The sequence below is a fragment of the Sphingomonas melonis DAPP-PG 224 genome (assembly GCF_000379045.1).
Lineage (GTDB): Bacteria > Pseudomonadota > Alphaproteobacteria > Sphingomonadales > Sphingomonadaceae > Sphingomonas > Sphingomonas aquatilis.
In genome coordinates this window covers 720,838-739,976 of the sequence record NZ_KB900605.1, presented here as the reverse complement: position 1 = coordinate 739,976, position 19,139 = coordinate 720,838, and the positions used below count along the sequence as shown (strand labels likewise).

The following is a 19,139-nucleotide window of genomic DNA, read 5'->3' as shown; positions in this document are numbered from 1 at the left end:
CGCTGGTCAGGACAGCGGCTGCGTCGCCGGCACGGGTAAGGTGCCAGCGCCGGCATAGGCCCCGCGCCGCGCCTTCTGGCTGGCGCGGACTTCGCCCGCCAGTCGATCGAACAGCATGAGATAGCGGTCGGCCGAATCGCTGCCCGGCTGCGCGACCGGATCGGGGCGCGGCGCATCGAGCCAGCGGGTCAGCGCCGCGGCGAAGACAGTGGGGTCGTCCGCCGCTACCACCGTGCCGAACGTGGGCGAGGACACGATCTCGCGTACCGACGGGCTGCACGCGGTCGATACGACCGGCGTCCCCACCGACAGCGATTCGCGTAAGACCCCCGGTACGCCTTCGTAATCGGAGGGCAGCGCGAGCACGCGGGCCGCCGCCATCGCCGCGATCGGGTCCGCGACATGGCCCGGCAGATGGACGCGGTTCGCCAGCCCCGCCTCGCGCGCCTGCCGCTCCAGCGCTCCACGCAATTCGCCTTCGCCCAGGATCACGACCTGCACGTCGTCGGGCATCAGCGGCAGGGCGGCGATTAGCCGGTCCCAGCGCTTCTGCGGCACCAGGCGGCCGACGCCCAACACGACGCGGCCCGGCGGCAGGGGGATCGCCGGCGCAGTCGGATCGACGATCCGCGGTGCGGGCGGGTTGGGGATCACGCTGGTGCGCCGCTGCATGCCGGTGAGGCGCGCGGCCTGCGCCGCGGTGGCGGGCGTCATCGCGACGAGATGGTCGAGGAACCGGCCGTGCTGCGCCAGCCACAGTCGATGCGCGGCATCGGCGACGCGGCCATGATCGCCGCGCGTCACGGCATTGGATAATTTCCCGACGATCGGCGGGCAGTCCGCACCCAGCCGCCAGCGCAGCCAGGCGGCGACCAAGGTGTAATGGCTGCCACCGCAGAAAATGACATCGGGGTCATGTTTGCGGACCCAGTCGGCGATTCGCGCCTGCGTCAGATAGCCGCGATTGCCGAGCGGCACGATCTCCAGCCCGGGTGGAATTTCGGACGCCAGGGGGCCGCTGGCATCGCCGATCGCGAGCGTGACGCGACGTCCGGCGGCCAGCCAGCCGCGCGCAAGGCGCAATTGCGCACGCTCGACGCCGCCACCGGCCAGGTCCTGCGCGTAGGTGAGGATGTGGGTCGCGGCCATGGTTCGTTACGCCTCTTGCCATATTGCTGCCCGAGACGACAGTGAAAGGGAATTCATGTGCAAGTCGGCGCGCTGCCGGCTACATCGCGCCACCTTCATGTTCGGACCACTGGGTGCAGATCGATCATAAAGCAGACGGGTTCCCGGACCAGACCGAACCGTCCTCCTCCTCCGATATCGACGGGCTGCAGCCCCTGAAGACGATTCGCAGCCGCTGGCCGGCGATCATCGGCGGGTTGGTGACGCTCGCCATGCTCGGCGGTCTCGCGCACGAGCTGCTGAGCTCGGGGCTGGACGGTCTCGAGCGGGCGACGCCGCACAGCCCGTGGTTCTATCTCGCATTCCTGGCGCTGTATTTCATCCCGCCGCTTGCGGATTACTGGATCTTCTACCGGCTGTGGCGGATTCCCGCGGCGGGCTTCGTCGCGCTCAACAAGAAGCGCATCTCGAACGATGTCGTGATGGGCTATTCGGGCGAGGCCTATTTCTACGCCTGGGCCCGCCAGCGCGCGCAGCTGGTCGCGGCGCCGTTCGGGGCGGTGAAAGACGTGTCGATCCTGTCGGCGATCGCCGGCAATGCGGTGACGCTGGCGATGATCGCGATCGCACTGCCGGTCGGGCGCAACCTGATCCCGCACGACATGGTCCGCTACGTCTACGGCAGCCTCGCGGTGATCTTCGGCACGTCGCTGCCCTTCCTGATCTTTTCGCGGAAGGTGTTCTCGCTGCCGCGCGCCGACCTGTGGGCGGTGTTCGGGATCCACTGCCTGCGCCTCGTCGGCGGGGCGTTCTTCCTGGCGCTGGCCTGGGCGCTGGCGATGCCCAGCGTGCCGCTCGGCATCTGGGTGTTCCTGTCGGCGGGGCGTATGTTGTTCTCGCGCCTGCCTTTGCTGCCCAACAAGGACCTCCTTTTCGCCAATTTTGCGATCCTGATGATCGGGCAAGATCAGGCCTTGTCGGAGCTGATCGCCTTCACCGCCGCCGCCGTGCTGCTGCTGCATGCGGTGCTTGTGTTGGGGTTCAGCCTTTACCATCTCGCGACCAGGAAACGGGTATGAAGACGCCGGATATGACCAAGCGTGCGATCCTCGCCGCGGCACTGCTGATGGCGGCAACGCCGGCCGGCGCGCAGGTGCTGGGCAGCGATGCCGCGGCGTGCAGCGCCGGCGGCGGGTCGGCGATTCTGGTGCAGGTGACGGGCCTGAAGGACCGCAAGGGCCGCATTAAGCTGGAACTGTATCCGGCGACCGAAGCGGATTTCCTGAAGGACGACGACAATCTCGTCGCCGAGGGCAAGACCTTCCGCCGCGTCTGGGCGAATACGCCGGGCAGCGGCCCGGTCAACGTCTGCATCCGCGTGCCGCGCCCCGGCCGCTATGCGCTGCTCGTCACGCACGACCGCGACGGCAAGAACAAGTTCAACTTCTTTCAGGACGGTGCCGGCTTCGTCGGCACGGGGAAGCTCGGCATGTCGCGGCCAAAGGTGGATCAGGCGATCATCGATGTCGGCGGCGGCACCGTGGAGCGGACCGTCCGCATGCAATATCTGCGCGGCCTGGGCGGGTTCGGCCCGGTCAAGGGCGACTGAGCGATGCGGATCGTCGACGTCAACGAGATCTACTCGCCGACCGGCGGCGGCGTGCGCACCTATATCGATCGCAAGATCGAGGTGCTGGCGTCGATGGGGCATGAGCTGATCGTGCTCGCCCCCGGTCGCGAGGATCGGATCGAGGAACGACCCGGCGGCGGCGCGATCCACTATATCAAGGCGCCGGGCATGCCGTTCGACGCCAATTACGGCCTGTTCTGGGATGCCGAGCCGATCCACCGTCGGCTCGATGCGCTGGACCCCGACGTCGTCGAGAATTGCTCACCGTGGCGCTCGGCCTGGATCGTCGCGCAGTGGAAGGGGCGGGCGATCCGTTCGTTCTTCCTGCACAACGACAATGTCGAAGCCTATCCGAAGCGCTGGCTCAAGACCTTCGCCTCCGCGCCGCGGATCGAGCGGGCGTTTTCGTGGTACGATCGCTATCTGACGCACTGTTTCGACCAGTACGACACGATCGTCACCAACGGCCCGTCGCTGACCAAGCAGCTGGGCGCGCGCGGCGTGCGCGTCGATGCGACGATGCCGCTGGGGATCGAGCGCGCGCATTTCTCGCCCAGCCTGCGCGACGAGGCGCTCCGCGTCGCGCTGCTCCAGCAATGCGGGCTGCCGGCGGACGCACACCTGCTGCTCGGCGTCGGGCGCCACCATCCCGAAAAGCGCTGGCCGACGGTGATCGACGCGGTCCGCCGCGTCGGCACGCAGGCGCCGGTCGGCCTCGTCATCCTGGGCCAGGGCATGGATACCAAGACGCTGGAACGGCACATCGGCGCCAATCCGCACATCCGTCTGTTCCGCCCGGTCTACGACCGCCGCCGCCTCGCGACGATCATGGCGAGCGCGGACGCCTATATCCATGGCTGCGGGACGGAGACGTTCGGGCTGGTGCCCGCCGAGGCGCTGGCAAGCGGCACGCCGCTGATCGTGCCCGATGGCGGCGGCACCGCGGAAATCGCCGAGCCGTTGTTCGCCGAGGTCTATGCCCAGCGCGACGCGCATTCGTGCGCCGACGCGATCCTGCGGATGCTGGCACGCGACCGCGCCGTGGTGCGCCGCGCGGCCGGCGTCGCGGCGGGCAAGGTGCGCACCGACGAGCAGCACGCGGCGGAGCTGGTCGCGCATTACGCCGATGTGATCGCGCGTAAGGACGGGATGCGGCGCAGCGCTTGATATCCTGCGTCACCCCGGACTTGGTCCGGGGTCCACTCCGCGGCGAGGGGGGCGGTTCGAGCCTCTTGCCACCCCCTTGCGGCCCGGTGGACCCCGGACCAAGTCCGGGGTGACGGGGTGGGTGGTAGAGGGTTCGTCGAACGACCCGCTTCGACCGCCGACGTATGCCTTGCATGCTGGATCAACCTAAGGTGATCACCAAGGGCGCTGGCTCGCATTTGGCGGCTGAGTAGGCGATCTTCTCTCACCGTCACCCCGGACTTGGTCCGGGGTGACGGAGTGGGTGGGGTTAGCCTAGCAATTCCGCATAAGCGGCCGGCTTGTGCCCCCCGAACGCCGCGAAGGTCGTCGTGATGCTGCGCATCAGCGCCGGCACGGTGGTGTCGCCCGGATGTACCGCGATGCGCACGTTCCTGGTCGGCTGCAGTACATGCCGCAGCGCCCCCGCGGCGAACAGCGAACTCAACTGCCGCGGCCGGCTGCGGCTCGCCCAGGTGATGACCGGCCCGCGGGCGACGACCTCGCCGCCGGGCTGCCACACCCGCGCATGATCCTCCGCCAACGCGAAGCCGGCATCTTTCAGCGCCGCGCGCGCGCCCTGCGAATACAGCCAGGCCGGCGCGATGAAGCCGGTGGCGGCGCGGCCGGTGATGTCCTCGACCAACGCCTTGCCGCGGCGCATGCGGATCAGCGCCTCGGCATGGCTGAGGCCCAGAAACTCCCCTTCGCCCGCGGTCATGTGCTTGGCCTTCAGCGACGCGGCGGCGCCGGTGTGGGCGCTGTCGTCGCGGTGCGTCCAGCCGTGGACGAACATCTCGATGCCCTCGTCCGCCCAGCCACGCAGGCGCGTCGCGAACGCCGGCGTGATCGGCGCGCTCGACCAATGGTCCGGCACCACCAGCATCGCGAGGCGCCGGCCGACATGGGGTGCGAGATGGTCGAGCAGGCGGTCGACCTCGCCCTCGAAGCGGGGCGAGACGTCGTGGATCGAGGCGAACAGGCGTTTCATCGCAGCCGTTTATAGACGCTGATCGTCTCGTTGCCCATCGGCAGTGCGGCGGCGAGGGCGTAGTCGGCGGCCATTGCCGCCATCACCGCCGCGCGCGCTTCGGGCCGTTCGCCGCCATAGGGCGGGCGCATCACCACGACGGCGGGGCGGGTGGCGAGGATGCGGCGGATTTCGCCTTGCTGGTCGATGCCGGTGGCGCCGGCTTCGCGCGTGCGGGCGAGGTGGCTCGGCACGATATAGCGTGACGGCGCGCAGCGTGCGGTCGAGACGTACAGCATCGTGCTGCCCGAATAGACCCACAGGCACCCCGGCCCTCGCCCAACCGCAGCGCTGAGCGCGGCGAACTCGCGTGCCTCGCCCCGTTCCAGGCGCTGGATGACGAGCGTGATCTGCCCGGCGAGCGCGGCGGTCAGCAGCAGGGTGGGTGTGCGCCAGCGCTGCCAGTCGTCGCGCCCCAGCAGGCCCGCCGCAGCGGCACAGGCGGGCAGCAGGACGGGCAGGCTGTAATGGTCGAACCACGGCCGGAACACGATGACGCCTGCGATCGACACCGCGAGCCACAGTGCGACAAAGCGGCGCGCGCGCGTCATCGCGCTCCGGTGCAGCGCCAGAATGGCGATCGCGACGATCGGCGAGATGACGAGGACGATCTGGCCGAGATTGCGGGCCAGCTCGCCGAGCGGGTCCGGGTTGCGGTGGAAGATCGACAAGAAATTGGCGTAGACGAAGGCGTCCCATTGGCCGATCGCCGCATAAGCGACAGCGGCGAGCGCGGTGGGCAGCATTGCAAGTGCGACCAGGGCGATGCCGTATCCGATTAGGTCGCCGGGGCTTTTGCGCGCGCGCCAGTCGTCAGCGAGCAGCCACAGGCCGAGGAACAGCCCCTCGAACACCACCGAATATTTGATCTGCAGCGCAACGCCGACCAGCGCCATCGCCGCGAGGCCGGCGCGCTGCGTGCCGCGTAGTGCGAGCAGCGCGGCGCCGATCATCAGCAGATTGTAAAAGACCGGCGACTGCCCGCCCTGTCCGCCGAGCAGGTCGAACCAGAGGACATAAGCCAGCGCGCTTGCGGTGGCGCCGGCGGCGAATCCGGCGCGGGTCGCGAGCCGGGCGACGAGCGCCGCGGTGGCGATCAGGCTGGCGAGCGCCATCGCCTGATAGGCCCAGATGCCGGCGGGAAAGCCGAGCCCGGCGGGGACGGCGTAAAGCAGGAATAGGCCGACGGGCTTTCGGTCCCACACATCGACGAACGGCAGCAGGCCGTGCCACAGCGCGGTGCCGGTAAAATAATAGAATTCCTCGTCGACGTGGACGACCGGATTGCCGAACGTCAGTGCCCGTGCCGCGATGGCGACGAGGATCAGCAGGGGCAGCCGCAAACGAGGGTTGGTGAACAGTGGCATGGGCCGCCCCGTTATCATTCCTCCCCCGCCAGGGGGAGGTGGCGCCGCGATAGCGGTGACGGAGGGGGCGGACGCGGTGGGCGTCGTGTTGGTGGAAACGCCCCCTCCATCACGGTCTTTGGTCGCGGTCTCCCTCCCCGCTAAAGCGAGGGAGGACTTAGACGCGCTTGGCCGTCACGAAATAATCGAGGGTGGTCGAATCGCTCAAGGTGAAGCCGGTTGCGGGCGAAAAGCTCAGCCCCGTCACGTCCGTCACCGTCAGGCCGGCGCGTTCGATCAGGTCGGTGAGCTCTTCGGGGGTCAGGAACTTGTCCCAATCGTGCGTGCCGCGCGGGATGCGGCCAGTGCCTTCCGCCAGCGTGATCAGCGCGAGGCGGGAGAGCGGCGTGCGATTGGGGGTCGACAGGATCAGCAGGCCGTCGTCGTTCAGCGCTTCGGCGAGGCCGCGGACGAAGCCGGCGGGGTCGCTGACATGCTCGATGACCTCGAGGCTGGTGACGAGGTCGAAGCGGCCGGTCATGCGTTCGATGCCGGTCGCTCGGTAATCGATGGCGAGCCCGATCATCGCCGCATGCGCTTCTGCCACCGCGATATTTTCCGCTGCCGCATCGATGCCGGTGACGGCCGCGCCCAGCCGGGCGAGCGGTTCGGCGAGCAGCCCGGCGCCGCAGCCGACGTCGAGCGCCGCCTTGCCGGCGAGCGGCGTGAAGCTGGTGTCGTCACCGTCCCAATGCAGGTCGATCGCGGCCCTGATGTAGCGCAGCCGCACCGGGTTGAGCTTGTGGAGCATCGCCGACGAGCCTTTGGGGTCCCACCAGTCCTTCGCCATGCGTCCGAAATGCTCGGCCTCGCGGGGGTCGATGGTGGTGGCGCCGGTAACGCCGTCGGCGGGATCGATCGTGCTGCTTGCGCTTGCCATGGCCGCTACCTATCAGGGCGCACCCTTTCACCCAAGGAGTTTGGCGAGACGCGATGGCACGTATCGTGATGAAGTTCGGCGGCACGTCGATGGCCGGGATCGAGCGCATCCGGAGCGTTGCGGCGCGCGTCAAACGCGAGGTGGAGGCGGGCAATGAGGTTGCGGTCGTCGTATCGGCGATGGCGGGCGAGACGGACCGGCTGGTCGGCTTCTGCCGCGAAGCCTCGTCGCTGTACGACCCACGCGAATATGACGTCGTCGTCGCCGCGGGCGAACAGATCACCAGTGGCTTGCTGGCGATCGCCTTGCAGGCGGCAGGCGTGCAGGCGCGCAGCTGGCTCGGCTGGCAGCTGCCGATCCATACCGACGATGCGCACGCCAAGGCGCGGATCGGCACGATCGAGACGGACGCACTGCTCGCCAGCATGGCGGCGGGCGAGGTGGCGGTGATCCCCGGCTTTCAGGGCCGGTCGGAGGATGGCCGCGTCACCACGCTGGGGCGCGGCGGGTCGGATACGTCGGCGGTCGCGGTCGCGGCGGCGGTGAAGGCGGACCGCTGCGACATCTACACCGACGTCGATGGCGTCTACACCACCGACCCGCGCATCGTTCCGCGCGCGCGGAAGCTCGCCAAGGTGACGTACGAAGAGATGCTGGAACTCGCCAGCGTCGGCGCGAAGGTGTTGCAGACCCGATCGGTCGGCCTCGCGATGAAGGAACAGGTCCGCGTCCAGGTGCTCTCGTCCTTCACGGGCGAGGACGCGCCGATGGCGGATACATTGCCCGGCACGATGATCGTCGGCGAAGAGGAGATTGACGACGTGGAACGCCAGCTGATCACCGGCATCGCGCACGACAAGAACGAAGCGAAGATCACGCTGACATCCGTCCCTGACAAGCCGGGCGCGGTGGCGGCGATCTTCGAACCGCTGGCGGCGGCGAACATCAACGTCGACATGATCATCCAGAATATTGCGCACAACCACGGCTCGACCGACGTCACCTTCACGGTGCCGTCCGCCGATCTGGCGCGCAGCCTCGAGGCGCTGAACCAGGGGCGTGAGGCGATCGGCTTCGGCGAACTGGTCCATGACACGCGCGTCGCCAAGATTTCGGTCGTCGGCGTCGGCATGCGCAGCCATGCGGGTGTCGCGTCGACGATGTTCACCACGCTCGGCGCGCGCGGGATCAACATCCAGGCGATCTCGACCAGCGAGATCAAGGTCTCGGTCCTGATCCACGAGGACGAAACCGAGCTCGCGGTGCGCGTGCTGCACACCGCCTATGGCCTCGACGCAGAGGCGGCGGCGTGAGCGTCGGCGAAGAGCGCCTGACGCGCCGCATGGCGCGCGGCGCCGCGTTCCTCGGCAGCGAGGTGGCGATCATGGCCGGCGCCATGTCGTGGGTCAGCGAGCGCAACCTCGTCGCCGCCATGTCCAACGCCGGCGGGTTCGGCGTGATCGCGTGCGGAGCGATGACGCCCGAACTGCTCGATGCCGAGATCGCGGGCACGAAGGCGCTGACGGACAAGCCTTTCGGCGTGAACCTCATCACCATGCACCCGGCGCTCTTCGACCTGATCGCGGTGTGCGCCAAGCACAACGTCGGCCATGTCGTGCTCGCCGGGGGGCTGCCGCCCAAGGGGTCGCTGGAAGCGATCAAGGACAGCGGCGCCAAGGTCATCTGCTTCGCGCCGACGCTGGCGCTCGCCAAGAAGCTGATTCGGTCGGGCGTCGACGCGCTGGTGATCGAGGGCATGGAGGCCGGCGGCCATATCGGCCCCGTTTCGACCAGCGTGCTCGCGCAGGAGATGCTGCCCGAGATCGCCGAATCGGTGCCCGTGTTCGTCGCCGGCGGCATCGGCCGCGGCGAGGCGATCGCGGGATACCTCGATATGGGCGCGGCGGGCGTGCAGCTCGGCACGCGCTTCGTCTGCGCGACCGAATCGATCGCACACCCCAATTTCAAGAAGGCGTTCATTCGCGCCAGCGCCCGCGACGCGGTGGCGAGCGTGCAGATCGACCCGCGCCTGCCGGTGATCCCGGTGCGCGCGCTGAAGAACGCCGGCGGGGAATTGTTCACCGCCAAGCAGCGCGAAGTGGCGCAGAGTCTGGACGAAGGCAGCGTCGCGATGGCCGAGGCGCAGTTGCAGATCGAACATTATTGGGCCGGTGCGCTGCGCCGCGCGGTGATCGACGGCGACGTCGAGCACGGCAGCGTGATGGCCGGCCAGTCGGTCGGCATGGTGACCAAGGAAGAGCCGATCGCGGACATCATCGCCAGCCTGATGGCGGAGGCGGCCACGGCGCTGGACAAGCGGGCGGCGTGATCGGGGCCATGCAATAGCCCCACCCACGCCGTCACCCCGGACTCGTTCCGGGGTTCACTCTGCGGCGAGGGGAATGGCGTGAGCCTCCTGCCTTCCCCGTGCAGCCCGGTGGACCCCGGAACCAGTCCGGGGTGACGAAGGAGACCGGGCGAGGGGGCGGCCCCATTCCCCAGCGTCATCCATAGCGCGCCCTATCCCGAGCCGCTCGCGGCTCACCGCACCGCTAACGCTTCGTTAACCATCCGACCGCAGAGTCGCCCTCACATGCCGGGGGGCGAAAGGGACGCCGGGACGATGCGCCGTTCGATTGCCATTTCCATGACCGTGCTGGCGCTCCTCGCCGGCTGTGCGACGCGCCGGGTGCAGCCGCCGCCCGTCGTGGCGACGCTGCCCAAGCCCGCCCCCGCGCCGCTGACGATGCCGAAGGGCGCCTATGTCGGCATGCCGATCCCCGCACTGATGGCCGATGGCCGCTATGCGACGCCGAATCGCAACCTCAGCGCCGACGGCGCGGTCTGGCACCTACGCGCGGCGTTGAACGTCGCGGCGCTTGCCTGCCGTGGCCCCGAATCAGCCCAGGTCGTCGCGGATTACAACACTTTGCTCACCGCGCAGAAGGCGATGCTCGCCTCCGCGCAGACGCGGCTCGCGAGCGAGTTCAAGGCAGGCGGCGGCGACTGGCAGGACCGCTATGACGACGCGATGACGCGGCTCTACAATTTCTTCAGCCAGGTGCCGGCGCATGAGGCCTTCTGCAACGCCGCCGCTGCGACGCTGACCGACGTGCAGGGCGTCGCACCCGCAGACCTGCCCGCCTTCGCGGCCGGCCGGCTCGCCGTGCTCGAAAAGCCGTTTACCGATTTCTACGCGGCCTATGACGCATGGCGCGCGCAACAGGCTGCGGCGACGCGAATGGCGAGCGTGACGCCGTTCACCCCGCGCCCGCTGGTCGTGCAGGCGGTGCCGGCCGCGACGCCGGCGGCGCATCCGCGCCTCAAACTGGACCCCAGCGCCTTCGCCGATGCCGGCACCGTCACGCAATAAGGCGGTGCGCGGGCGCGGCTAAGGGTTTCCCCTAGGGCCGGGTTGGGTTAACGCCGCCTCGCAATGGACGAGGGATGCATCGACCAGCCCGCGGGTGGACGGTTCGAGGGGCGCGAGCACCTGTTCCCGCTGCGCGTCTATTTCGAAGACACCGATCTGTCGGGGGTCGTCTACCACGCCAATTACCTGCGCTACATGGAGCGCGCCCGCTCCGACATGCTGCGCGTCGCCGGGATCGACCAGCGTGCCGTTCATGAGGCGGGCGAGGGCGCCTATGCGATCGTCGACCTCGCCATCCGCTATCGCGCGCCCGCCAGGCTCGACGACGCGCTGATCGTCGCCAGCCGCGTGATCCGCGCCAGCCCGGCGAGCGTGGTCATTCATCAAACAGTCAGGCGCGGTTCGCTTGTGCTGACCGAAGCTGAGGTCACGGCGGCGCTCGTCGCGCCATCGGGACGGCCGAAGCGTCAACCGGCCGACTGGCTCGCCATCTACCAACGCCTGATCTGGCAGGGGACCAATTCATGAATCCGGTGTTCAACATGGATGCGGCGACGCTGTCGCCCGTCGCACTGTTCCTGCAGGCGGATATCGTCGTGAAGGTCGTGATGCTCGGCCTGCTCGGCGCCAGCATCTGGACCTGGGCGCTGATCATCGCCTTCTGGCGGCGGCTGGGCCGGATCCGCAAGGGCATGGCCGGCTTCGAACGCGATTTCTGGAAGGCGGAGGATATCGACGCCTTCTACAAGGCGGAAAGCGACAAGGACCTGCCCTCCGCGCGCGTGTTCGTCGCGGGCGTGAAGGAATGGCGCCGCTCCACCGCGGGCGGCACGATCGACAAGAACGGCACGCGCGAACGCCTCGCCACCGCGATGGGCGCGGCGGCAGCGGGCGAGATCGATCGGATCGGCGACCGGCTCAACATCCTCGCGACGATCGGATCGGTCGCCCCCTTCGTCGGGCTGTTCGGCACGGTGTGGGGCATCATGCGCAGCTTCACCGGCATTGCGCAGGCGCAGAATTCGTCGCTCGCCGTCGTTGCGCCGGGCATTGCCGAGGCGCTGTTCGCCACCGCGATCGGCCTGTTCGCGGCGATTCCGGCGGTGATCGCCTACAATCGCTTCAGCCACGGCGTGAACCGGATCGAGGCGGCACTGAACCGCTTCGCCGACGGCTTCCACACCACGCTGTCGCGCCAGCTGGACGGCTCGCGGTGAGCGCGCGCTAATGGCCATGAACCTCCCCTCGCAGCGCGGTCGCGGCCGGCGCGCACCGATGGCGGACATCAACGTCACGCCGCTGGTCGACGTGATGCTGGTGCTGCTGATCATCTTCATGGTGACGGCGCCGCTGCTGACCGCAGGCGTGCCGGTGAACCTGCCCGACAGCCGCGCCAAGGCGTTGGATCAGGACCAGAAGCCAGTGCAGCTGTCGCTCGATGCGCAGGGCAAGACGTACATCGATGACGAGGAAGTAAGTGCCGCCGCGCTGCCGCAGCGGCTGGAGCAGATCGCCGCGGTGCAGGCGGGCGGCCAGCCGCCGCAGGTGTTCCTGCGCGCCGATCGCGGGCTCGATTACGGGCAGGTGATGCGCGTGATGGGCGAGCTGAACCGCGCCGGGCTCAACCGCGTGTCGCTGCTGACGGTGGAAGGCGGCGAGCAGAAATAATGGATCGCGTCGAGAAGGTCGGACTGGGGATCGCGGTTGCGGGGCACATCGTGCTCTTCGGCCTGCTGTCGATCGGCTTTCTCGCCACGCCCAATCCGGAGAAATTGCAGCAGACGCCGATGGAGGTCAGCCTCGTCAAGGATGTCGGGCTGGAAGCGACGGCGCCGCAATCGGTGACGCCGCCCGCGCAATCGGTCGCGCCCGATGCCGGGGAGCCGGAGGATGCCGCCGCGCCTGCCGAGCCCGAACCCGCCGCAGAACCGGAACCCGCGCCGCCCGAACCCAAGCCGGCGCCGCCGCAGCCCAAGCCTGAACCGAAACCGGCGCCTAAGCCTGTACCCAAGGCGGAGCCGAAGCCGGCGAAACCCGAACCCAAGCCGCAGCCCAAACCGAAACCCGCGCCGGTGAAGGCCGCGCCGAAGCCCCGGCCCGTCGCCGAGGCGGCGCCCAAGCCGGCCGCGAAGCCCGCGCCCGCCAAGGCTGCGGCGAAACCCGCCGCCGAACCGGCGAAGACGGGCAAGGGCAAGTCGGCGAGCGCGGCCAAATCCTCCGCCGCCAAGGGTAGCGGTAGCAGCGAAACCGCCAAGGCGGCACGTCCGCGCGGCTCGCGCCTGGGTGACAACTTCCTCGCCGGGCTGACCAGCGAGAAGTCGACCAGCACCTCCACCGCACCGCGCGCCGCCAAGATTGACGCGAGGGCGCTTGCCGGGATCATCGACGCGATCGAACGCCAGATCCGGCCGTGCGCGATGCGACAGGTCAATCCGGGGCCGGGTGCGAACGAAATCCTGACGGTGCTCGACCTGCGGCTCAACGAGGATGGCTCGCTCGCGACGACGCCGAAGATGGTACGCCAGTCGGGCATCACCGACGAGAATGAGCGGTACAAGCAGCGCGTGATCGATCTGGGGATCGCCGCGTTCAAGGGCTGTTCGCCGCTCAAGCTGCCGCCGGAATATTATTCGACGCCGTCGGGCGGATGGAACGCGATCCGCTTCAACTGGAAATTGCAGTGACGACGCCGGCCCCACCCACTCCGTCACCCCGGACTTGGTCCGGGGTCCACTTTGGGGCTTGGGGAGTGGCAAGCCGCTCCAGCGTTGCCCATGCGGCTTGGTGGACCCTGGACCAAGTCCGGGGTGACGAAGTGGAGGCGGAACCGATAGCGTGCGAATCGAATGTGAGAGGATGGTCATGATCCGGTCGTTGCTGGTCGCGCTGAGCGTTACCGTTGCCCTGCCTGCGCTAACCCTGCCTGCCCTCGCGCAGCAGGCGCCCGCCCCGGCGCAGTCCGCTGCCGCGGCACCGGCGCCGCAGGATCAGGCCGCGCCTGCCGGGCAGACGCCCGCACCGCTGGAAGTGTCGGTCACGGGCGGCGTCTCCGCACCGATGCCGATCGCCATCCCGGCCATGCCGACCGCCGAAGTGGTCGATACGCCCGCGGGCCGCACCGACGCGCTCGGCCGGCAGATGGCGGACATCATCGCCAACGACCTCCGGAATTCCGGCCTGTTCACGCCGCTCGGCGCCAACCAGTTGCGCCCCGTCGGCTTTCAGGAAGTGAATGCGCCCGCCTTCGATTACTGGGGCGGCACGGGCGCGCAGGCGCTGGTGCAGGGCTTCGTGCGCGCCAATGGCGACGGCAATCTGACGATCGGCTGTTATCTGTACGACGTCTTTTCGAAGATCGAATTGAAGCGCACCGGCTTCGTCGTCGCGCCGTCCGACTGGCGGCGCGCCGGGCACAAATGCGCCGACATGGTCTATGCGCGTCTGACCGGCGAAGGCCCCTATTTCGACAGCCGCGTCGTCTATGTCAGCGAAACGGGCCCCAAGGCGAAGCGTATCAAGCGCCTTGCGATCATGGATCAGGACGGCGCCAATCACCGCTTCCTGACCAACGGCCAGTCGATCGTGCTGACGCCGCGCTTCGCGCCGAACCAGCAGTCGATCGTCTTCATGAGCTATGAAAACGACAAGCCGGCGATCTACGTCTACGATCTCGGCTCGGGTCGCCCGCGCCGCGTGGTGCAGAACGTCAGCCTTACCTTCGCGCCGCGCTTTTCGCCCGATGGCCGCTGGATCCTGTTCTCGATGGCGCAGAACGGCAACACGGACATCTACCGCGTCTCGTCGCAGGGCGGCACGCCGCAGCGGCTGACCACCTCGCCCGGCATCGATACCGGCGGCAGCTATTCGCCCGACGGGTCCAGAATCGTGTTCGAGAGCGACCGGTCGGGCGGCCAGCAGATCTACGTCATGAACGCGGATGGCTCCGGCCAGCAGCGGATCAGCTTCGGCGGCGGGCGCTATGCGACGCCGGTGTGGAGCCCGCGCGGCGACCTGATCGCCTTCACCAAGCTGGGCGGCAATTTCCGGATCGGCATCATGTCCCCGTCGGGCAGCGGCGAAAGGATCCTGACCGACGGCTGGCAGGACGAAGGGCCCAGCTGGTCGCCCAATGGCCGCGTCATCACCTTCTACCGCTCGACGCCAGGCAGCTCGGGCAAGGCCGATCTGTGGATGGTCGACCTGACCGGACAGGTCGAGCGCAAGATTCCGACGCCGCTCGACGGCTCGGATCCGGCCTGGGGACCTTTGCGGCCCTGACGCGTTTTCGGCAGGGGTGTTTCGGGGGCGAAACGATCACCAACGGAGTCACGACGATGACCAAATTGACCAACATCCTGTTGACCGGCGCGGCGCTGGCGTCGCTCGCCGCCTGTGCGCACAAGCCCAAGCAGCTGCCGCCGCCCCCGGTCGACAACACCGCCGGCCTCAACACCGCGCCGCCCGCCAATACCGGACCGGTCGATGGCGCGATCGTGCCTGGTTCTGACGCCGACTTCCGCCGCTCGGTGACGTCGAACACCGTGCTGTTCGGCACCGACCAGAGCGACATCGACGCCGACGCGCGAGCGATCCTCGACAGCCAGGCGGCGTGGATGCAGCGCTACCCGAACGTCCGCGCGACGATCGAGGGTCATTGCGACGAACGCGGCACGCGCGAATATAATCTGGCGCTGGGCGATCGCCGCGCCAATGCGGCCAAGAACTATCTGGTCGCCAAGGGCATCGACCCGTCGCGCCTGACCACGATCAGCTACGGCAAGGAACGCCCCGTCGCGCTGGGATCGGACGAGGCGGCCTGGGCGCAGAACCGCCGTGCGGTGACGGTCGTCCTGAACTGACGCGCCGAGGGGGCGGCGTCTGCCTCCCAGGCTCGATGGGCCACCACGATCCGATCCCTCCCGTCGCCCCGGGCTTGACCCGGGGTCCCGCTTCTTCCGCCGATCGCGTCGGAGAAGCGGGACCCCGGCTCTTCGGCCGGGGTGACGGGATGGGTCAAAGCGAATCCCCTTGCATCCCCTAAAATCCGATATAAATGTGATATCACATTAATCGGAGGACAGGGTGGTGCAACAGGGGAGTCTCACGCGGTCGCAGGAACGGCGTGCCGCCACGGCGAGCGGTTATACGATGCTGGCGCTGGCGGCGCTGCTGGTCGTGATCGCGGTGTTCGTCATCGTCGAACTCGCATCCGACGCGATGCCGCCGATCCTTGCGATCGTGCCGCTGCTATGCGCGATCGGCACCGTGTTCATCGCAGCTGGTTTCTACATGTTGCAGCCCAATCAGGCGGGCGCGATTACCTTGTTCGGTAGCTATGCCGGCACCGATCGCGAATCGGGCCTGCGCTGGGTGCTGCCTTGGCTGATGCGCCGGAAAGTGTCGGTCCGCGCCAACAACGTCATTTCGGACCGGATCAAGGTCAACGATCTGCGCGGCAACCCGATCGAGATGGCGGCGCAGGTCGTCTGGCGCGTCACCGACACCGCGCAGGCGCTGTTCGACGTCGATGACTACAAGGCGTTCGTGAACGTTCAGATCGAGGCGGCGGTGCGCACGATCGGCTCGCGCTACCCCTATGACGATTACGAGCATCAGGAGATCACGCTGCGCGGCAACCACGATCAGGTGGGGGCGGAACTCCGCGCCGAGCTGATCGCACGGCTGGCGGTGGCGGGGATCACCGTCGACGAATGCGGCTTTACGCACCTCGCCTATGCGCAGGAGATCGCGGGCGCGATGCTGCGCCGGCAGCAGGCGCAGGCGGTGGTCGCGGCGCGCACGACGCTGGTCGAAGGTGCGGTTGGCATGGTGGAACTGGCGCTCGACCAACTGTCGGCGAAGAACGTTGTCGAACTAGACGACGAGCGGCGTGCGGCGATGGTTTCCAACCTGATGGTCGTGCTGTGCGGCGAGCGCGACACGCAGCCCGTCGTCAATGCGGGTTCGCTCTACCAGTAAGCGTATCGATCGATGGCTTCTCCCCCCAAAAAGGCGTTTCCGCTCCGCGTCGATCCCGCGCTGTACGCGGCGATCGAGCGGAGCGCGGCGGGCGACCTGCGCAGCGTCAATGCGCAGGTCGAATGCCTGCTGCGGGAGGCGCTCGCCCGGCGGGGGGTGAAGCTGGAAGCGCCGGTCGCGGCAAAGCGCGGCCGCCCGCCCAAGCAGCAGGAGGACGATGATGCAGGAGCGTGACGATGGCGCGTGGTTCGCGCCCAAGCGGTTCGGTTACGGCGCGGGCCTGCCGATTGCGTGGCAGGGATGGGCGGTGCTGGTGGCGTATCTGGCGGTGGTGATCGGGGTGCCGCGGCTGTGGCCGCACGCGGCGGCGTTCGTGGTGATCCCTGCGACGATCGCGGTGGTGTGGGTGGCGTACGCCAAGACCCGCGGTGGCTGGACGTGGCGGGGCTGGCGATAACCGCCGCCCTCGCCGTCATTCCCGCGGAGGCGGGAATCCAGCCTCGGAGGTCTTACCAGAGCCCAGACGTCAGAGGCTATGGATCCCCGCCTGCGCGGGGATGACGAAGGGGTGCAGGATCACCCCAGCGCCTGATCCAGCAGCTTCGCCAGCCGCAGCCCGCCGCGCTCCACTTCCAGCCGCGCGACCGGGACCAGCTTTTCGATCGTCGCTTCGTCCAGCGTCACCTTCGTGGGCGAGGGCGCACACGGATCGTCCTTCAGCGCGCTCGCATAGACGACGTCGTGTGCGACCTGATACGATCCGCGGCTCCAGTCGACGACATTGCCCGCGGCGATGCGGCGCTTTTCGGCGGCGGGATAGCGGCGCACGAGGCTTGGCCCGGTCGTGATCGCGCGTTCGGCGAGCGTGCCGTCCCAGATCGAATGCAGGTTGAACCGCTTCGGGCTGTAGCTGCCATAGGCGGCGGCGACGTCATTGCCGCCCTTGTCGTTCTTTTCGCCCGCGTGCAGCGGCTGGTGCAGGTCGCCGACGAAGTGGATCAGGAAGACGAGTGCCTGCGCCCGCTCCTTCACCGGCAGGCGCTTGTTCTTCAAGATCGCGACGTCGCGCGTAATCTGCGCCGACACGCAATTGCCGTCCTTGCACGCCTCCTCCAGCGTAAAGGGCTGGCAGATGTTCACGTCCTGAAAGTGCCAGGTGTAGGCATAGCCGAAGCGCGACTTGCCGTCGGGTCCCTTCAGCGGCTTGACGCAATCGGCCCAGGTGCTCGCCCCCTCGATCGTCGTCGCGGGGCATTCAGGCGTATCGAGCTTCGGCGTCTCCGCGAGCAGCCTGTCGATCGCGCGGCGCGTCTGCGGCGTGACATTGGCATAAGCGATCTTCGCGACCGTCTCATGCCCGAACTCCCAATAGGCCTGGGCAGGCGCGGCGAGGACGAGCGCGGGCAGCGCGGCAAGGGCAAAGCGGACGAGTGTCATGACCTTGGTATTAGCGTCGGAATGTGACGGGCAGAAGCGGCTTTGCGTCAGTGGGCTGTGGGCATCGGCGGGCAGGGGCCGTTTTCCTGCAGGATGCGCGCGGCGTTCTGCGCCATCGTGTTGAGTCCTGCGGCGCGGCGATAGCCTTCGACCTTCGCGCCATCTTCCAAGGGGAAGGGCTGCCAGCTGCCCGTCGCGCAGCTCATCTGCGTCCCGTAGCGCTGTGTCCCGACCATCTGGAGCATGACGCGATCGTAGAGCAGCGCATAATTCCGGGGCGACACCTGCCCGCGCGCGGCAAGCGGCTCCATCAGCCGCAGCATCTTGAGTTGGAAGACGGGATCGTCGTCGGCATGCTGAACCAACATCCAGGCGCTCGACGATGCCTGCGCTCCGACCTTGGCGATGGTCGGCCAGCCATGTTTGGCGACCACCGTCTTCATCCATGCGGTATTGGCATGATCGCGCGCGGCGATCGCAGACCAGGTGAGTCCGCGGACGAGTCCCGCCTCCATCGGATCGAGCGGCGGCGCGCCCTTCGTCGGACCCTGATTCCACGCCAGTGACGTGCGCAGGACCTGATCGGTGATCGGTCGGGCGATCAGCTGCGCGGTCAGGATGTCGCCCGCCTCGTCACCGACCGCCTGCGCCAGCGCGGCCGACCAGACGAGCGTGTCGGCGACGCGCCGGGCGCTTGCCAGCTTCGTCTGGAACAGCGACCAATCGTCACCCATGTCGCCTTGTGGGAACGCTCGACCGACCGCGCCGCAGGGCGCATCCCCGTAAGCGGTAGGGCGGATCTTCGGATCGGCGATGCCGAGCGCGATCAGCTCGGCGCGGGTCTGTGCGGCACTGTCCTGCCGGCACTGCTTCAGCCAGGCGTCCAGCACGTGCCATTCGGCTTTTTGTGCAGGCGTCGCGTCATCGAAGGCACCGCGCAGCCAGCCATAGTCACCCGGCCGGAACGTCCCGCCGGTGATATAGGGGGCCAGCGTCGCGGGCGGTGGCGGCGCCTCGGCGGTGGCGAACAAAGCGGCGGCGAGCAGGGCGAGGCGGCGGATCATGACGCCATGCTCGCCACGGACCATGGC

General features: G+C 68.3%; 21 protein-coding genes. 15 read left to right on the top strand and 6 right to left on the bottom strand.

The features are described 5' to 3' along the window. Positions 1-6 precede the first annotated feature (6 nt). A complete protein-coding gene (locus SPHME3_RS0103650) occupies positions 7-1,149 on the bottom strand; it encodes a glycosyltransferase (protein WP_017980643.1) in 1,143 nt (380 codons plus the stop codon). A 113-nt stretch (positions 1,150-1,262) separates the two neighbouring features. Between SPHME3_RS0103650 and SPHME3_RS0103645 the strand changes: the two genes are divergently transcribed. Genes SPHME3_RS0103645 through SPHME3_RS0103635 form a run of 3 tightly spaced genes read left to right on the top strand, consistent with a single transcriptional unit; the run spans position 1,263 to position 3,925 of the window. Further along, entirely contained in the window at positions 1,263-2,207 is a 945-nt protein-coding gene (locus SPHME3_RS0103645) for a hypothetical protein (RefSeq protein ID WP_017980644.1), read from the top strand. Beyond that, complete coding sequence (locus SPHME3_RS0103640) at positions 2,204-2,737, top strand: DUF2141 domain-containing protein (RefSeq protein ID WP_017980645.1); 534 nt, start codon at positions 2,204-2,206, stop codon at positions 2,735-2,737. Before SPHME3_RS0103645 ends, SPHME3_RS0103640 begins: the two co-directional genes overlap by 4 nt. A 3-nt stretch (positions 2,738-2,740) precedes the next feature. Continuing rightward, positions 2,741-3,925, top strand: a complete 1,185-nt coding sequence (locus SPHME3_RS0103635; RefSeq protein ID WP_017980646.1) for a glycosyltransferase — start codon at positions 2,741-2,743, stop codon at positions 3,923-3,925. Between the two features lie 289 nt (positions 3,926-4,214). On the opposite strand, the gene SPHME3_RS0103630 is transcribed toward SPHME3_RS0103635, so the two are convergent. From SPHME3_RS0103630 to ubiG, 3 genes are all read right to left on the bottom strand, one after another. Next, the gene (locus SPHME3_RS0103630) at positions 4,215-4,934 is read right to left on the bottom strand and encodes a polysaccharide deacetylase family protein (RefSeq protein ID WP_017980647.1); all 720 of its coding nucleotides are present in this window, start codon (positions 4,932-4,934) and stop codon (positions 4,215-4,217) included. Then, positions 4,931-6,340 carry a hypothetical protein gene (locus SPHME3_RS0103625; RefSeq protein WP_018250566.1) on the bottom strand — a complete coding sequence of 470 codons (1,410 nt, stop codon included), beginning with the start codon at positions 6,338-6,340 and terminating at the stop codon, positions 4,931-4,933. Before SPHME3_RS0103625 ends, SPHME3_RS0103630 begins: the two co-directional genes overlap by 4 nt. A 157-nt stretch (positions 6,341-6,497) precedes the next feature. Beyond that, a complete protein-coding gene (ubiG, locus tag SPHME3_RS0103620; protein WP_018250565.1) occupies positions 6,498-7,259 on the bottom strand; it encodes a bifunctional 2-polyprenyl-6-hydroxyphenol methylase/3-demethylubiquinol 3-O-methyltransferase UbiG in 762 nt (253 codons plus the stop codon). 53 nt (positions 7,260-7,312) lie between these two features. Here ubiG and SPHME3_RS0103615 point away from each other — a divergent pair, with 53 nt between their 5' ends. From SPHME3_RS0103615 to SPHME3_RS0103560, 12 genes are all read left to right on the top strand, one after another. After that, on the top strand, positions 7,313-8,572 hold the full coding sequence (locus SPHME3_RS0103615) for an aspartate kinase (RefSeq protein WP_017980650.1): 1,260 nt from the start codon (positions 7,313-7,315) through the stop codon (positions 8,570-8,572). Positions 8,573-8,601: 29 nt separating this feature from the next. After that, entirely contained in the window at positions 8,602-9,588 is a 987-nt protein-coding gene (locus SPHME3_RS0103610; protein ID WP_029720472.1) for an NAD(P)H-dependent flavin oxidoreductase, read from the top strand. Between the two features lie 294 nt (positions 9,589-9,882). Next, positions 9,883-10,632, top strand: a complete 750-nt coding sequence (locus SPHME3_RS0103605; protein WP_020486651.1) for a hypothetical protein — start codon at positions 9,883-9,885, stop codon at positions 10,630-10,632. 63 nt (positions 10,633-10,695) lie between these two features. Then, on the top strand, positions 10,696-11,160 hold the full coding sequence (locus tag SPHME3_RS0103600; RefSeq protein WP_017980653.1) for a YbgC/FadM family acyl-CoA thioesterase: 465 nt from the start codon (positions 10,696-10,698) through the stop codon (positions 11,158-11,160). Further along, positions 11,157-11,849 carry a protein TolQ gene (tolQ, locus tag SPHME3_RS0103595; RefSeq protein ID WP_017980654.1) on the top strand — a complete coding sequence of 231 codons (693 nt, stop codon included), beginning with the start codon at positions 11,157-11,159 and terminating at the stop codon, positions 11,847-11,849. The genes SPHME3_RS0103600 and tolQ overlap by 4 nt, the downstream gene beginning before the upstream one ends. 10 nt (positions 11,850-11,859) lie before the next feature. Next, complete coding sequence (gene tolR, locus SPHME3_RS0103590; protein WP_020486652.1) at positions 11,860-12,300, top strand: protein TolR; 441 nt, start codon at positions 11,860-11,862, stop codon at positions 12,298-12,300. Next, positions 12,300-13,316 (top strand): hypothetical protein, encoded by a 1,017-nt coding sequence (locus SPHME3_RS0103585; RefSeq protein WP_017980656.1) that lies wholly within the window; start codon positions 12,300-12,302, stop codon positions 13,314-13,316. Before tolR ends, SPHME3_RS0103585 begins: the two co-directional genes overlap by 1 nt. 178 nt (positions 13,317-13,494) lie before the next feature. Next, positions 13,495-14,910 carry a Tol-Pal system beta propeller repeat protein TolB gene (gene tolB / locus SPHME3_RS0103580; protein WP_017980657.1) on the top strand — a complete coding sequence of 472 codons (1,416 nt, stop codon included), beginning with the start codon at positions 13,495-13,497 and terminating at the stop codon, positions 14,908-14,910. Between the two features lie 56 nt (positions 14,911-14,966). Beyond that, the gene (gene pal / locus SPHME3_RS0103575; protein ID WP_017980658.1) at positions 14,967-15,491 is read left to right on the top strand and encodes a peptidoglycan-associated lipoprotein Pal; all 525 of its coding nucleotides are present in this window, start codon (positions 14,967-14,969) and stop codon (positions 15,489-15,491) included. A gap of 223 nt (positions 15,492-15,714) precedes the next feature. Then, positions 15,715-16,611, top strand: a complete 897-nt coding sequence (locus tag SPHME3_RS0103570) for an SPFH domain-containing protein (protein WP_020493471.1) — start codon at positions 15,715-15,717, stop codon at positions 16,609-16,611. Between the two features lie 12 nt (positions 16,612-16,623). Beyond that, a complete protein-coding gene (locus SPHME3_RS0103565) occupies positions 16,624-16,845 on the top strand; it encodes a hypothetical protein (protein ID WP_017980660.1) in 222 nt (73 codons plus the stop codon). Then, positions 16,829-17,068: a hypothetical protein gene (locus SPHME3_RS0103560; protein ID WP_231292073.1), complete on the top strand. Its 240-nt coding sequence runs from the start codon at positions 16,829-16,831 to the stop codon at positions 17,066-17,068. Before SPHME3_RS0103565 ends, SPHME3_RS0103560 begins: the two co-directional genes overlap by 17 nt. Positions 17,069-17,187: 119 nt before the next feature. Here the strand turns inward: SPHME3_RS0103560 and SPHME3_RS0103555 are convergent, their stop codons facing one another. Both SPHME3_RS0103555 and SPHME3_RS0103550 read right to left on the bottom strand, forming a co-directional pair. Continuing rightward, positions 17,188-18,048: a S1/P1 nuclease gene (locus tag SPHME3_RS0103555; protein ID WP_018250561.1), complete on the bottom strand. Its 861-nt coding sequence runs from the start codon at positions 18,046-18,048 to the stop codon at positions 17,188-17,190. Between the two features lie 47 nt (positions 18,049-18,095). Further along, the gene (locus SPHME3_RS0103550; RefSeq protein WP_017980663.1) at positions 18,096-19,136 is read right to left on the bottom strand and encodes a DUF6624 domain-containing protein; all 1,041 of its coding nucleotides are present in this window, start codon (positions 19,134-19,136) and stop codon (positions 18,096-18,098) included. Positions 19,137-19,139 lie beyond the last annotated feature (3 nt).

Excerpts from the sequence above, each read along its gene's own strand:
- tolB (WP_017980657.1), top strand. The coding sequence starts at position 13,495 with ATGATCCGGTCGTTGCTGGTCGCGCTGAGCGTTACCGTTGCCCTGCCT.
- SPHME3_RS0103550 (WP_017980663.1), bottom strand. The coding sequence starts at position 19,136 with ATGGTCCGTGGCGAGCATGGCGTCATGATCCGCCGCCTCGCCCTGCTC.
- SPHME3_RS0103650 (WP_017980643.1), bottom strand. The coding sequence starts at position 1,149 with ATGGCCGCGACCCACATCCTCACCTACGCGCAGGACCTGGCCGGTGGC.
- SPHME3_RS0103625 (WP_018250566.1), bottom strand. The coding sequence starts at position 6,340 with ATGCCACTGTTCACCAACCCTCGTTTGCGGCTGCCCCTGCTGATCCTC.
- SPHME3_RS0103615 (WP_017980650.1), top strand. The coding sequence starts at position 7,313 with ATGGCACGTATCGTGATGAAGTTCGGCGGCACGTCGATGGCCGGGATC.
- SPHME3_RS0103635 (WP_017980646.1), top strand. The coding sequence starts at position 2,741 with ATGCGGATCGTCGACGTCAACGAGATCTACTCGCCGACCGGCGGCGGC.
- tolR (WP_020486652.1), top strand. The coding sequence starts at position 11,860 with ATGGCCATGAACCTCCCCTCGCAGCGCGGTCGCGGCCGGCGCGCACCG.
- SPHME3_RS0103565 (WP_017980660.1), top strand. The coding sequence starts at position 16,624 with ATGGCTTCTCCCCCCAAAAAGGCGTTTCCGCTCCGCGTCGATCCCGCG.
- SPHME3_RS0103640 (WP_017980645.1), top strand. The coding sequence starts at position 2,204 with ATGAAGACGCCGGATATGACCAAGCGTGCGATCCTCGCCGCGGCACTG.
- SPHME3_RS0103610 (WP_029720472.1), top strand. The coding sequence starts at position 8,602 with ATGGCGCGCGGCGCCGCGTTCCTCGGCAGCGAGGTGGCGATCATGGCC.
- SPHME3_RS0103555 (WP_018250561.1), bottom strand. The coding sequence starts at position 18,048 with ATGACACTCGTCCGCTTTGCCCTTGCCGCGCTGCCCGCGCTCGTCCTC.
- SPHME3_RS0103585 (WP_017980656.1), top strand. The coding sequence starts at position 12,300 with ATGGATCGCGTCGAGAAGGTCGGACTGGGGATCGCGGTTGCGGGGCAC.
- SPHME3_RS0103605 (WP_020486651.1), top strand. The coding sequence starts at position 9,883 with ATGCGCCGTTCGATTGCCATTTCCATGACCGTGCTGGCGCTCCTCGCC.
- SPHME3_RS0103630 (WP_017980647.1), bottom strand. The coding sequence starts at position 4,934 with ATGAAACGCCTGTTCGCCTCGATCCACGACGTCTCGCCCCGCTTCGAG.
- SPHME3_RS0103560 (WP_231292073.1), top strand. The coding sequence starts at position 16,829 with ATGATGCAGGAGCGTGACGATGGCGCGTGGTTCGCGCCCAAGCGGTTC.
- tolQ (WP_017980654.1), top strand. The coding sequence starts at position 11,157 with ATGAATCCGGTGTTCAACATGGATGCGGCGACGCTGTCGCCCGTCGCA.
- SPHME3_RS0103600 (WP_017980653.1), top strand. The coding sequence starts at position 10,696 with ATGGACGAGGGATGCATCGACCAGCCCGCGGGTGGACGGTTCGAGGGG.
- ubiG (WP_018250565.1), bottom strand. The coding sequence starts at position 7,259 with ATGGCAAGCGCAAGCAGCACGATCGATCCCGCCGACGGCGTTACCGGC.
- pal (WP_017980658.1), top strand. The coding sequence starts at position 14,967 with ATGACCAAATTGACCAACATCCTGTTGACCGGCGCGGCGCTGGCGTCG.